The 12,713-nt window shown below is 64.8% G+C and carries 14 protein-coding genes; 6 read left to right on the forward strand and 8 right to left on the reverse strand.

From position 1 onward, the window contains the following. The first annotated feature begins 45 nt into the window (after nucleotides 1–45). Nucleotides 46–1,656, forward strand: coding sequence for an ATP-binding cassette domain-containing protein (locus tag FJ977_RS23950; RefSeq protein ID WP_140774616.1), 1,611 nt, complete (start codon nucleotides 46–48; stop codon nucleotides 1,654–1,656). Next, nucleotides 1,653–3,245, forward strand: a complete 1,593-nt coding sequence (locus FJ977_RS23955; RefSeq protein WP_140774617.1) for an ATP-binding cassette domain-containing protein — start codon at nucleotides 1,653–1,655, stop codon at nucleotides 3,243–3,245. Before FJ977_RS23950 ends, FJ977_RS23955 begins: the two co-directional genes overlap by 4 nt. 209 nt (nucleotides 3,246–3,454) lie before the next feature. Here FJ977_RS23955 and FJ977_RS23960 read toward each other — a convergent pair whose 3' ends face one another. Together FJ977_RS23960 and FJ977_RS23965 are read right to left on the reverse strand one after the other, a co-directional pair. After that, nucleotides 3,455–3,751 (reverse strand): HlyU family transcriptional regulator, encoded by a 297-nt coding sequence (locus FJ977_RS23960; protein WP_140774618.1) that lies wholly within the window; start codon nucleotides 3,749–3,751, stop codon nucleotides 3,455–3,457. A gap of 47 nt (nucleotides 3,752–3,798) precedes the next feature. After that, the gene (locus FJ977_RS23965) at nucleotides 3,799–4,440 is read right to left on the reverse strand and encodes a TetR/AcrR family transcriptional regulator (RefSeq protein WP_140774619.1); all 642 of its coding nucleotides are present in this window, start codon (nucleotides 4,438–4,440) and stop codon (nucleotides 3,799–3,801) included. A 179-nt stretch (nucleotides 4,441–4,619) separates the two neighbouring features. On the opposite strand from FJ977_RS23965, the gene FJ977_RS23970 reads away from it, so the two are divergent. Then, on the forward strand, nucleotides 4,620–5,297 hold the full coding sequence (locus FJ977_RS23970) for a PspA/IM30 family protein (protein WP_140774620.1): 678 nt from the start codon (nucleotides 4,620–4,622) through the stop codon (nucleotides 5,295–5,297). 62 nt (nucleotides 5,298–5,359) lie between these two features. Further along, nucleotides 5,360–5,620: a YiaA/YiaB family inner membrane protein gene (locus FJ977_RS23975; RefSeq protein ID WP_027058679.1), complete on the forward strand. Its 261-nt coding sequence runs from the start codon at nucleotides 5,360–5,362 to the stop codon at nucleotides 5,618–5,620. A gap of 69 nt (nucleotides 5,621–5,689) precedes the next feature. Here the strand turns inward: FJ977_RS23975 and FJ977_RS23980 are convergent, their stop codons facing one another. Beyond that, on the reverse strand, nucleotides 5,690–6,379 hold the full coding sequence (locus FJ977_RS23980) for a PadR family transcriptional regulator (protein WP_056578565.1): 690 nt from the start codon (nucleotides 6,377–6,379) through the stop codon (nucleotides 5,690–5,692). A gap of 273 nt (nucleotides 6,380–6,652) precedes the next feature. Here FJ977_RS23980 and FJ977_RS23985 point away from each other — a divergent pair, with 273 nt between their 5' ends. Beyond that, nucleotides 6,653–6,910: a DUF2798 domain-containing protein gene (locus tag FJ977_RS23985; RefSeq protein ID WP_140774621.1), complete on the forward strand. Its 258-nt coding sequence runs from the start codon at nucleotides 6,653–6,655 to the stop codon at nucleotides 6,908–6,910. Nucleotides 6,911–6,972: 62 nt separating this feature from the next. Here the strand turns inward: FJ977_RS23985 and FJ977_RS23990 are convergent, their stop codons facing one another. The 4 genes from FJ977_RS23990 to FJ977_RS24005 form a co-directional block, all read right to left on the reverse strand. Continuing rightward, nucleotides 6,973–7,365 carry a DCC1-like thiol-disulfide oxidoreductase family protein gene (locus FJ977_RS23990; RefSeq protein ID WP_140774622.1) on the reverse strand — a complete coding sequence of 131 codons (393 nt, stop codon included), beginning with the start codon at nucleotides 7,363–7,365 and terminating at the stop codon, nucleotides 6,973–6,975. Between the two features lie 13 nt (nucleotides 7,366–7,378). Further along, nucleotides 7,379–8,443, reverse strand: a complete 1,065-nt coding sequence (locus FJ977_RS23995) for a DMT family transporter (protein WP_140774623.1) — start codon at nucleotides 8,441–8,443, stop codon at nucleotides 7,379–7,381. Nucleotides 8,444–8,478: 35 nt separating this feature from the next. After that, nucleotides 8,479–8,745: a DUF333 domain-containing protein gene (locus tag FJ977_RS24000; protein ID WP_140774624.1), complete on the reverse strand. Its 267-nt coding sequence runs from the start codon at nucleotides 8,743–8,745 to the stop codon at nucleotides 8,479–8,481. Nucleotides 8,746–8,874: 129 nt separating this feature from the next. Further along, entirely contained in the window at nucleotides 8,875–9,168 is a 294-nt protein-coding gene (locus FJ977_RS24005; RefSeq protein ID WP_056578573.1) for a GYD domain-containing protein, read from the reverse strand. Between the two features lie 287 nt (nucleotides 9,169–9,455). On the opposite strand from FJ977_RS24005, the gene FJ977_RS24010 reads away from it, so the two are divergent. Next, nucleotides 9,456–10,511 (forward strand): TauD/TfdA family dioxygenase, encoded by a 1,056-nt coding sequence (locus FJ977_RS24010; protein WP_140774625.1) that lies wholly within the window; start codon nucleotides 9,456–9,458, stop codon nucleotides 10,509–10,511. Nucleotides 10,512–10,609: 98 nt separating this feature from the next. Here the strand turns inward: FJ977_RS24010 and rpoD are convergent, their stop codons facing one another. Then, the gene (rpoD, locus tag FJ977_RS24015) at nucleotides 10,610–12,634 is read right to left on the reverse strand and encodes an RNA polymerase sigma factor RpoD (RefSeq protein WP_056578576.1); all 2,025 of its coding nucleotides are present in this window, start codon (nucleotides 12,632–12,634) and stop codon (nucleotides 10,610–10,612) included. Between the last annotated feature and the right edge of the window lie 79 nt (nucleotides 12,635–12,713).

Here is a 12,713-nt window from a genome sequence, read left to right on the forward strand (position 1 = left end):
ATCTGGATCAATTCGTTTCATCATTGCGCGTGCGAGAACCGGGGCATGAAAACGTCAGCCGCTACCGCTCCGGATCCGAAGGTCGCCCCCTCCGGCCCCGCCCTTTTCCAGGCACTGTCGACCGGCGAACGGCTGGCAAGGCGCGGCTTGCGTCGGCTGCTCATCCTGCAAGTCGCGCGCACCGGGTTGCGCCTCGGCTTCGCCGCGTCGGCGGCGATCGCCACCGGACGGCTGGTGATGGGCGATCCCGTCTATCCATGGCTGGTCGCGGCTGTGGTCGTGCTTCTCGCTTCTTCCTGCCTCGCCGGGCTCGCGTCCGACAGGGCGCAGGCGTCGGCCGAAACCGCCGTCTCGGCGGGGTTGCGCGGGCATGCGGGCGAGCGCCTGAACGACATGCCGGCGCGGCAACTGCAATCGCTGTCGGTCGGCGGCGTCATCGTCTCGATGCAGCGACATCCCGAGGCGGTGGCCGGCCTTGTCGTCGGCCATCGCGCGGCCAGCACGATGATGGGTGCCGGACCGCTGCTTGCGGCCACCGCACTCTTCCTCGTCTCCTGGCAGGCGGCGCTGCTGGTCATCTGCCTGACGCCGGTGATGATCCTGTTCCTCGCTCTGGTGGGCAATGCCATCCGCCGGCGCGCCGACGCCCAGGAACGCGCCTTCGGCCGGTTGGCGGGCCAGTTCGCCGACCGCATCCGCACGCTGCCCACGATCCTCGCCAACCACGCGATGGCCAGCGAGGACGCCAAGTTGGCCCGCCGCCTCGAAGCCTATGCGGACAAGACGATGGGCGTGCTGCGCATTGCTTTCATCAATGCCGGCATCATCGACTTCTTCGCATCGCTGTCGATCGCCATCCTCGCCGTCTTCCTCGGCCTTGGTCACCTGAAGCTCGCGATGATCCCCGGCTTCTCCAACCTCGCGCTCTGGCAGAGCCTGTTCATCCTGATGATCGCGCCGGAATATTTCGCACCCTTCCGGCGCTTTTCGGAACAATATCACGCCAAGGCGGAAGGCCTCGCCGCGGCGGCCGCACTTGACCGGCTGCTCGGTGACGAGCCGGTCGCGGCAAGGGCCTTGCCGATTCTCGACCGCCTGTCCCTGGCGTTGCCGGAACAGGGCCTCGTCGCCGTTGTCGGCCCGAGCGGATCGGGCAAGTCGACATTGCTGCGCCAACTGGCCGGGCTCGAGCCAGGCGGATCGCTCGACGCCGATGCACTCGCCGGCCGGGAAATCGCCTGGGTTTCCACCGACAGCTGCGTGCCCGAAGGAACGCTTGCCGAAGCCCTTTCATGGAGTATCGCCGCGCCTGCCGGGGACAATCTCAAGGCAGCCGCCGGCGCGATCGGCCTGCTCGACGACGCGCTGTTGCCGGGCGGCCTCGAAGCCAGGCTGGACCGGGGCGGAGCCAACCTTTCCGGTGGGCAACGGCTGCGCATCGCGGTCGCCCGCGCGCAGCTTTCCGGCCGGACCGTGCTTGCCGATGAACCCACGGCAAAGCTCGACCGCCAGACGGCCGAAGCGGTGCGACGCATGCTGCTCGCGATCTCGCGATCGCGGCTGGTCGTCGTGGCCACCCATGACCGCGATCTCACCGCCGCCGCGGACATGACGGTCGATCTCACTCCCAACGATGCCATTGAGGTGGCGGCATGAACACTGTCCTTCACTCCTCGAGCCGGAAGTCGTGGCGGCTGGCGACGGGCTTTGCGTTCTCGGCACTCTGCTGCGGCGTATTGCTCGGCGGTGTTTCCGCCTGGCTGTTGGGATCGGTGGCGATCGCCGGCCTTTCCGCCACCGCCTTCACCTTCAACTTCCACATACCGGCCGCACTGGTCAGGCTGTTCGCGGTGGGCCGCACGGCCGCCCGCTATGGCGAGCGGCTGGCCGGCCACAAGGCAGCACTTGCGGACCAGGTCGCGCATCGCGTCGAACTGTTCGCCGCGATGGCGGCGGCGCCTGCCGTACGCCGGGCCGGGTGGCAGCTCGGCGATGACGCAAGGCTGGCCGACTATCTCGACGATGTCGAGGACCTCGACTACGCCCGGCTGCGTGCCGGACTGCCGGCGCTGACGCTGGCCTGCGGCCTCGCCGTCCTCATCGCGGGTTCGGCGATGCTCGCACCGCTCTCCCTTCTACCGATCATGCTTCTGCTGCTCGCCATCCTGTTCGCGGGGAACCGGGTGGCCAAGGCTGGCGCCATGGCATGGGAGCGCGCTAGGTCGATGCGTCGCGGGGGCGCAGGCAGGCTTGGCACCGCCATGGCGTCAGCCGTTCCGCTCAAGGCCGAGGGTGCCTGGCGCCATGAGTGTGGCGAAGCGCTTGCCGCGCTTTCCCGCGCGGATGGCGAGATGCTTGCGCTTCGCCGCCTGCAGGCCGGGCTCGATACGCTCGGCGCCGCCCTCGGACCGCTTGCCGGCATCAGCGTGATGGCCGCCGCCTGGTATGCGGGACGGCAAGGCACGGAGCTTCTCCTGCCGATGCTGCTCGCGTTCTCGTGGCTGGCGCTGGGCGAAGCGCTGAACGGCGCGTCGCGCATGCTGGTGGCCGTGCTTCGCCGCAATGCCGCCCGGGCCGAGATCGGCAAGTGGACCGAGGTGGCTTCGGCGGACAGGCAAGCGCACATGCCGGACGAACCGCGCCAACTGCGCCACGGCGCCCTGCAGCGCCGCGCGCCGGACGGCCGGCCCATTGGGGCGCCGGTCGCGCTCACACTCGAAAGAGGTCGGCCGACGGTGCTCGTCGGCGCCAGCGGCTCGGGCAAGACCAGCCTGCTCAAGCAGGTTGCCGGCTGGATCGCAGAGGATGGATTTGCCGCCGGCGACCGCATCCTGTCGGCAGGCGAGCGGCGGGCGCTCTCGGCACTGGTGCTGCATGATGCGGTCATCCTCGAGGACACCGTGCGCGCCAACCTGTTCGTCGGCGACGCGCCGGACGCGGCCCTGTGGCGTGCGCTGGAAGCCGTCGAGATGGACAGCCGAATCCGTGAAGCCGGCGGGCTGGATGCCTGGATCAGACAGGACCGGTTTTCGCTCGGCGAGGTGCAGCGCATCAACCTCGCCCGCGCCTGGTTGTCCGCCATGCCGCTGGTGCTGCTCGACGAGCCGACGGAACATCTCGACGACGAGCAGGGCGAGCGCATCCTGGAGCGGCTGCTCGGCCACCTGAGCGACCGGATCGTCGCCATTTCCACCCATCGCGCGTTCCCGCTTCGCGACATAGGCACAATCGAGCTGAAATCTTGACCCCCGGCAAGGATGGGCCTCTCATGGCCTGGTCGATTGCCTCGCATTTCGACGGCTGTCTGGCCTCCGGCAATGCCCGGCATTCGGGTGCGGTTTGAACGGGCAAGGCGTTACAGAGTTTGCTCCGCGAGCAAGCCTCTGGCTAAGCTTGGCCGCGCCAGCATTGGCGGCCTCTGGTGCAATGCGGGCTGTCGCCTCGACCAGTCCGCCTAACCGAAGATCCGATCGCCCTGTTCATCCACCAGTTGGATGCCCTTCTTGATCGAAATGTCGACGGCGTCGTCGAGCCCGGCGAAACGGTCGGCGCGAATGAATTTGTGCTCTTTCATTACGCCGTCGACCTCCTTGGAAACGACACCGCAGGTCTGGTACTGGCCGTCGGTCTTGTAGGGCGTGGCGCTGATCAGGAAACCCTTGTGCTCGACCTGCTTGGCTGGCGCCGCACTTTTGGGCTCGGCCGCCTCACCGCCGCCGCCACCACCGAAAAGACGCTTCAGAAAAGACATTGCTCAAATCTCCTTGTTCGTCCTGCAAACCACGGTCTGTTCGCGATTCACGACGCTGTTGTCCCAGCATGCGCGAATGTGCCGCCACGTTCCAGCCCCCTGATGAAGACGGCGACCAGGAGCTCGATCTGCTGATCGATCTCGTCAGCCTGCCTGCGAACGGATCTGGCCGCATAGCCGCTGGTGACGATGCCATGCACGCTTGACCACAAGGTGCGCGCGGCGATCCGGCGCGTGTCGGCGTCGAGGTCGAAATCGCCGCCGGCGAGCACGCCGGCAATGATCTCGAACAACTGGTCGAGCCGCGCCTCGTAGGCATCCGGTTCGGCCAGTGTCGGACGCCGCCTGTTGAAGGCAAGCAATGCGGGCCAGCTGCCCGGATGCGCCTCGACGAAGCGCACATAGGCGCCGGCCAGCGCCAGCAGGCGCTGGCGCACATCGGTGATGCCGCGCTGGCTGAGATCGGCCATCGCCGCCGCCCCTGCCGCACCCAGCCGGTCGAGCAGCCGCATGTTGACGGCGCGGTGCACCCCGTCGAGATCGGAAAACAGATTGTAGACCGAGCCGACCGAGATGCTCGCCTGCTCGGCGATGGTCCTCGCCTTCAGATTGTCCATGCCGCCCTCGTTGAGTAGCACTTCGGCAATCGCCAGCACCCGCTCGCCCGTCTCTTCCTTGTCCAGTGCCATATCAGTCCTTGTGGATGCGAATGCCTTGCGCGGCACGCTGGTTCGAACCGCGATTTGCCTCTGTTTACCATATGTATGGTTTCGTGAACAGCGTTCAAAAACCTCTTGAACAACGTTCATTTCCTGTTATGTTGGCTTCGTGAACATTGTTCACGCAACAATTCGAAGGGAGAAGAACCATGCTTAGCCTGATCAGAACATTGCTCGACGGCGCCAGCGCGCGGGCCGAGGACGGCCTGAAGGATCGCTTCGCCATCGACCTTCTGGCGCAACGCATCCGCGACGCCGAGGCGGGCCTTGCCGCCGCCAAGCAGACGCTTGCCACGCTGATCGTGCGCCACCGTGCCGAGCAGGCCGGTCTCGACCAGCTCGACCGCCGCCATGCCGATCTGGAAACCCGCACGATCAGCGCGCTCGCCGCCGGCAATAACGGGCTTGCCGAAAGCGGTGCCGCGGCCGTCGCCGAGTTGGAGAATGAACGCGAGGTCCGCCGCGCCACCGTGCAAAGCCTCGGCGAAAAGACGTTGCGGATGCGCGTTTCGGTGGAGCGGGCGCATCGCCGCATCATCGAACTCAACCAGGGCATGATCTCGGCCCGCGCCATCGACGCCGAGCGCAAGGCGCAGTCACGCCTCGTCAGGTCGATCGGCCATTCGGCAAGCCTCAACGACGCCGAGGAGCTTTTGGCCCGCATCAAGGGAGCCGGCGACCCATTCGAGGAGGCCGGCATTCTCGACGAGATCGACGGCGAGCTGCGTCACGAAGCAATCCGCGACCGCCTTGCCGACGCCGGGCACGGCGCGGCGGTGAAGGTACGCGCCAAGGACGTGCTCGAGCGCCTGAAGACCATCAACTGAAAACCCGCCTTGCAGACCTGACTTCATCAAATCCAACATCATCAAACCAACGGAGAACACCCATGAACGCCAATCAGACCTACATCATGTTCAACACCGCTGCGGTCGGTGCCGCCTATTTCATGCTCGGCCTGTCGCTGTGGCTGGCGCCGGTAGACCTGTCGACCAAGGGCTACTGGGCCATGGGCATCCTGCTCTTGACCGGCAGCCTGGTGAACCTGGTCAAGTACCGCACCGACGAGCGCCTGTCGGCCGAGATGACCGCCAAGATCGAGAAGGCCCGCAACGAAAAGCTGATCAGCGAGTATGTCGGCAAGGAATGATGCCGGCCTGCCCTGACGCAGAAAAGCCCGGGTCGCCCCGGGCTTTTTTGTGCATTCTACGCGACGAGATCAGCGGTGCGTCAGCGCTTCCAGCGCTTCCGCCGCGGCTTCGAGGATGGCGATCGCCTCGGCCTGCTTTTCAGCCGGGGCATCGACGATGTCGCCGAGCGCAGCGCGTAGACGGTGGCGGATGGCGCGGAATTCGTCGCGCGTCTCCGAACGCTCGCCACGGCCGCCACGGCCACCGCGACGGTCCTCGCCATCGTCGTTCCAGCCGAACCAGTCGCGCGCCTTGGCCATCTTGCGGCCGAAGCGTTCGAGGTGGTCGAGGACGCCATCGATCATCTCGCGATTATCGGCGAGATGCGCCTGCCCGGCCTCGGTGATGGAGAACACCTTCTTGTTGCCTTCGCTCGACGAGACGGCATAGCCGGCCTCTTCCAGGAAGGTCAGCGTCGGGTAGACCACGCCCGGGCTAGGGCTGTAGATGCCGCTGGTGCGCTCTTCCAGCGCCTTGATGATGTCGTAGCCGTGGCGCGGCGCCTCGGCCAGCAGCGACAGCGTGATCAGCTTGAGATCACCGTCGGCCAGCATCCGCCCGGCGCGGAACATGTCCCCCGGCCCGCCGCGGCCGCCACCGCGACCGCCGTGCCCGAACGGGCCAAAGCCGCCACCCCCTCTGCCACCGAACTTGCCGGCCATGTGCATGAACATGCGTTCGCCGAAATGGCCGCGTCCGAAATGGTTATCCTTGTGCATTGATTGCTCCTTGAGTTCTATCTTACGATATATCTTAATTAGGCGCGCGCCCCCGTCGAGTCAAGATATATCTTACGATGTATCTGGACGCCGTGCCAGAGGCTTGCTTTCGCCGGAACGCGCGGATAGAAGGCGCTTCGAGGGTCGATGACCGCTCCGTAAGCGTCTGACGTCAAGCAACGCATCCAACCCCGGTCCTTCCGGGCAGTTACGCCGAGACCGGCGAATGGATGCCACATGCGAACGACCGGACACTTCAGGGAAACTCCCAAAATGACTGCAAGACATCAGCGCAGGAAGCTGCCTGCGCGCTATGCCGCGATCCTCAGCCCCTTGGTGCTGTCGCTGTTGATGACCTTCATCGTCTCGTTCATCTCGACGCTGAAGAGCCTCGGTCTCCACCCCAGCCTGCCATCCATCTGGATGACCGCCTGGGGCCTGTCCTGGCTGGTGGCGTTTCCGACATTGCTTCTGGTGCTTCCCATGGTGCGCCGCATCGTGGGCGTGCTATGCGAGCCGGCTGGCCGATAAGGCCGGCGGACAAAGGTTCGGGGTCCGGAGACACCCTCCGGCCCCGTGCGCGTCACCGCGTGCTACCAGCGGCCCTTTCGGCGGTTCCAGGCGTAGAGCAGATCAGCGAACCGGTCATAGGCAAGGCGCGTCAGCGGCAAGGTCAACCGGTTGCCGAATAGCGTGGCCAGCCAGCCCTCGCCCGGTGTTATCTGCCACACGGCGATGGCGACATCGGCGCCGATCACCAAGCGGCCATCCGCATCGGTGGCGTGCAGCCGCCGGCGGATGTCCTCCAGCGAGGCGCCGTGTCCGGCCAGGGCCGCCGGCTCCAGATTGATGTCGCGAAATTCGATCCGCCCGGCCCTGACCGCCTCGATCAGCCGCCGCTTCTGCCTGGTAATGCCGGCATCGCAGACGGGGCACCGCGTGTTGTACCAAACGGTCAGGTCAGGCCTTGGGGTTTGCTTGAGCATGATCTTGGCATGCTCAGCCGTGGCCGTGCCTGTGGTGCAGGTCCGGATAATGCGGATGGCGGTGGCGCATCGGCGCATGCCGGTGCCAGTGCGAATGCGGCTCGCTCACCGGCCCGTCATGATCGTGCTGGTGGTGTTCGTCATGCACATGGCTGTGCTCATGGTCCAGCGCCTCGTGGTCATGCTCATGGTCGTGGCGCTCCGACAGATGCAGCCACAGGCCGATGCCCATCAGAAGGCCGGCCAACGCCAGCTTGAAGGTGACGGCATCGCCCAGCATGACGATGGCCAGCAGCGCACCGATGAACGGAGCCAGCGAGTAATAGGCGCCTGTCCGCGCGGTACCAAGATGGCGCAACGCCAGGATGAACATCACAAGGCTGACGCCGATGCCAAGGAAGCCGACGGCGGCCGTGGCAGCGACAATGGATACCGCGGGAAACGACGCTCCGGCAGCAAGCGCCAACCCGACATTGGCCGCGCCCGCCACCAGCCCTTTCAGCATGGCGATCACCACCGGGTCGGTCGCCGAGATCTTGCGGGTGAAATTGTTGTCCAGCCCCCATGCCAGGCAGGCCCCGGCGACGAGCAGCGCACCGAGATTGAAGGCGACACCCTCGCCCTGCCATGACAACAGTACCGCGCCCGCCAGAATGGCGAAGGCGCCAACAAGCAGCCGCCGGTCGACATTCTCGCGATAGACGAGCCAGGCGATCGCCATCGTCGCCAGCCCTTCCAGGTTGAGCAGCAGCGCTGAACTGGATGCCGTGTTGAGGCTGAGGCCGAACATCAACAGCGCCGGCGCGAGGATGCCGCCCATGCCGATCGCCAGCGCCAGCCAGGGGAAATCCCTGGCGGCCAGCTGCGCTTCGCCGGCCGCGGCCTGTTTGCCGCGAAGCAGGCGATAGAGAGCAAGGCCGATGCCGGCGCCGAGATAGAGCAGGCCAGCCAGCATGAAGGGGCTGACGCTGTTGAGCAGCAGCTTGGAAAGGGGCGGCGTGGCGCCAAACAATGCGGCCGAAAACAGGGCAAGCGGCACGCCGGGCCACAGATGGGAATGCGAGTGCGGCTCTGACATGGTCCTATCCTTGTACCCAGGCGGCGACGTGGCTGCTATTTGCGGCGCATCGCGGACTTTGGGCCGATGCATTTGTTGTCGCGAAACAGCGCCCATTCCTCGCACAGGCGCCCATTAGGCAAGCGGCAGAACCCATATTCGTTGCCGCCCTTGTCTTTCCTGATCGTCAGGCGGCCGCCAATCTCGCCGCAATGAACCGAGGCGGGGTTGGCCATGCCGACAGGTTTTTGCGCGGCGCCGACGTCGATCGGCATCAGCGATATCAAGGCAAGAGCACCGGCCAGTATCCAAAAATTGTTCATCGCGATCCCTCCTGGCCGCATATCTACCACGGCGAGGCATCCTGTCCCGAGGCAACTGTCAGATATTTCGGAACGCGCGCCGGATCAGGTGCCATCAAGGCGGCACCTGATCCGGTTTGTCCGCAAACGCTATCCGAGCGAAGTGATGATCTCGCGATAGGCGAATTCGGGGAAGGCCTTGAGCGTTCGCGTCCGGATATTACCGCTCGCCGCCAGCATCAGCGAGAAACGCGCCAGCACCGCGTCGTCGGGGGCTTCGACCACAGCCACCATGTCGTATTCGCCCATGGTCAGATAGAACGACTTGAACGAGCCGCCCATATCTCCCAACTGCTTCCTGGCGGCGTCGAGCCGCTTGGGTGAATCGCGCACGTTTCTGGCGCCCTGCTCCGTCCAGTTCATCAGCACGATGTAGCTTGTCATGGCTCACCTCCCTCCGGGGCCACGGAGCACGGCGGCTTCGCCGGGGCGGGCATCCGGGTTGTCGCCCAGAAAATGCATCCGACGTGAAATTATCCTCCTGCGGCGAACGTCCTGCAAGGACGCATCCACGCCATCATTTGCGGGCTGGAAGTGACACTCGGCGGCGGCCAGGGAAAGCCGGTTTGAAAACCCGCCTGATTGCTGCAATCTCCTTCGTGGCCATGGTGGAAATCCCAGGCTGATGTCCAAGACCGATGTACAAGACCGATCAGCCGCCGGAGGGCTTCATGCGCGAGACAACAGACCTGCCGCCGGCATCGATCGAAATTCCCTCCGCATGGACCGGCGAGGACATGGCGAAGCATCCCGACCGTTGGCTGGTCGAACTGGACGCTCGCGACGTCGCCGAACTGGAATTGGCGGCAACCGGCTTTCTCGCCGGCTCGCACGATATAGGCGGCCTGGCCAAGGCCGATTTCCCCTTGCCCCGGCTTGCCGGCCATCTTGCCGCCCTTCGCGAAAAACTGATCGCCGGCATCGGCTTCGAGGTGCTGCGCGGCCTCCCGGTCGAGAGATATTCCGCTGAAATGGCGGCAACCATCTTCTGCGGCGTTGGCGCGCATCTGGGAAGCGCACGCTCCCAGAATGCCCAGGGCCATATTCTCGGCCATGTCCGCGACATCGGCGCCGACGCCAGGGACGCCACGACACGCATCTACCAGACGGCGGAGCGCCAGACGTTTCACACCGATTCCGCCGATGTCGTCGGCCTGCTCTGCCTGCGCGATGCCATGCAGGGCGGCGAATCCCTGCTGGTCAGCACGGTGACGATCTACAATGAGATGTGCAAAAGCCGGCCCGACCTGGTCCGACTGCTGTTCGATCCGATCGCCACCGACCGGCGCGGCGAGATCCCTGAAGGCGAAAAACCCTACTTCGAAATCCCGGTCCTCAACTGGCATACGGGATTGCTGACCGGCATCTACCAGCGCCAGTACATCGACAGCGCGCAGCGCTTCCAGGATGCCATGCGGCTGAGCGCCGCCCATGTCGAAGCGCTGGATCTCTTCGACAGCCTTGCCAACGATCCGAAGCTGAACCTGTCGATGCGGCTCCGGCCCGGCGACATGCAGTTCGTCTACAATCATTCGCTGCTACACGACCGCATGGGGTTTCGCGATTGGCCGGCCCCGGAGAAGCGGCGCCACATGCTGCGCCTGTGGCTATCGGTTCCCGGCGACCGCCCGCTGCCCGAATGTTTCAGGCAGCGTTACGGCTCGATAGAGATCGGCGACCGGGGCGGCATCATCGTCAAGGGGACGCGGCTGAACGTGCCGTTGTAGAGCAATTCCCACAAAAGTCTGAAAACGGCTTTCCGTTGATGCCTGAAAACGAAAAAGGGCGCCAATCGGCGCCCTCAATTCTTCGCGGCGGATAAAACTCAGCTATCGAGGAAGCTGCGCAGCTTGCGGCTCCGGCTCGGGTGCTTGAGCTTGCGCAGCGCCTTGGCTTCGATCTGGCGGATACGCTCGCGGGTGACTGAGAACTGCTGGCCGACTTCTTCCAGCGTGTGGTCGGTGTTCATGCCGATGCCGAAGCGCATGCGCAGGACACGCTCCTCGCGCGGCGTCAGCGAGGCCAGAACGCGCGTGGTGGTCTCGCGCAGATTGGCCTGGATCGCCGCGTCGATCGGCAGGATCGCCATCTTGTCCTCGATGAAATCGCCCAGATGCGAATCCTCCTCGTCGCCGACCGGCGTTTCGAGCGAGATCGGCTCCTTGGCGATCTTCAAGACCTTGCGCACTTTTTCGAGCGGCATGGCGAGCTTTTCGGCCAGTTCTTCCGGCGTCGGCTCGCGGCCGATCTCGTGCAGCATCTGGCGCGAGGTCCGCACGATCTTGTTGATCGTCTCGATCATGTGCACCGGGATGCGGATCGTGCGGGCCTGGTCGGCGATCGAACGCGTGATCGCCTGCCGGATCCACCATGTCGCGTAGGTCGAGAACTTGTAACCGCGGCGGTATTCGAACTTATCGACCGCCTTCATCAGGCCGATATTGCCTTCCTGGATCAGGTCGAGGAACTGCAGGCCGCGATTGGTGTATTTCTTGGCGATGGAGATGACGAGGCGCAGATTGGCCTCGACCATTTCCTTCTTGGCGATCGCGGCTTCGCGCTCGCCCTTCTGCACCTGGTTGACGATTTTTCTGAATTCCAGGATCGAGATCGCCGTTTCGGTGGCCAGGTGCTGGATCTCGGCGCGCAGGTCCTTGATCGCATCCTTCTCGTTCTTGGTGAATTCCTTCCAGCCACGCGAGGTCAGGTTGGCGATCGAGCGCGTCCAGTTCGGGTCGAGCTCCGAGCCCTGATATTCCTTCAGGAATTCCTCGCGCCGCACGCCGTAGCTTTCGGCCAGCCGCAACAGCTTGCCCTCGTTCTGCACCAGGCGCTTGTTGATGTCGTAGAGCTGCTCGACCAGCGCCTCGATGCGCGCGGTGTTGAGCGACAGCGACTTCACCGCCTTGATCAGCTGGTCCTTCAGCTCCTTCAGCCGGCGGTCCTGGCTGGGCGACAGCGTGCCGGCGGCGGCCAGGCGGTTCTCGACCTGCTGGTCCTGCAGCTTGCGCAGCTTCTTGTAGGTGTCGGCGATGACGTCGAGCGTCTCCATCACCTGCGGGCGCAGTTCGGCTTCCATCGCCGCCAGCGACAGGCTGGCCTCGTCCTCGTCTTCCTCGTCGTCGTCCCCGATGCCGCGCGTATCGGCGCCGACATTGGTGATGTCGTCCTCATCGTCGCGCCCGCGACGCGGCTTTTCCTCGGCCTTGGGCGCTTCCTCGATGCGCTCGACCACCGGCGCCTGCTTGGCTTCGGGGCCGGCATAGGTGGCTTCGAGATCGATGATCTCGCGCAACAGGATCTTGGATTCGTTGAGTTCGTCGCGCCAGATGATGATGGCCTGGAAGGTCAGCGGGCTCTCGCACAGGCCCGCGATCATCGTTTCGCGGCCGGCCTCGATGCGCTTGGCGATGGCGATTTCGCCCTCGCGCGACAGCAGCTCGACCGAGCCCATCTCGCGCAGATACATGCGCACGGGATCGTCGGTGCGGTCGGTCGGCTCTTTCTTGGTGGTGGTGGCGGCGACCGCCGTACCGGTCTGTTCGGCCAGTTCGTTGGCGTCTTCCTCGGCGTCCGCCGCGGTGTCGCCGGCCTCGGCCTCTTCGCCCTGCTCGTCATCCTCGACGACATTGATGCCCATGTCGGACAGCATTGCCATCGTGTCCTCGATCTGCTCGGAGGTCACTTCCTCGGAAGGCAGCACCGAATTCAGCTCGTCCATCGTGACATAGCCGCGCTTCTTGGCGGCCTTGATCATCTTCTTGACAGCATCATCGGAAAGGTCGAGCAGAGGGCCATCGGTGGCGCCTTCGCGTTCGGTCTCGACCTCTTCCTTTTCCTTAGTCGCCATAATTTTTATCTTCTCCTAGCGGCCAAACTTTGGGGCCGCGTAAGCTGTCGGACCAGTCAAATCGGATACGCTCGTTTTT

This window comes from Mesorhizobium sp. B2-1-3A (genome assembly GCF_006442655.1).
In the GTDB taxonomy this organism is placed as follows: domain Bacteria; phylum Pseudomonadota; class Alphaproteobacteria; order Rhizobiales; family Rhizobiaceae; genus Mesorhizobium.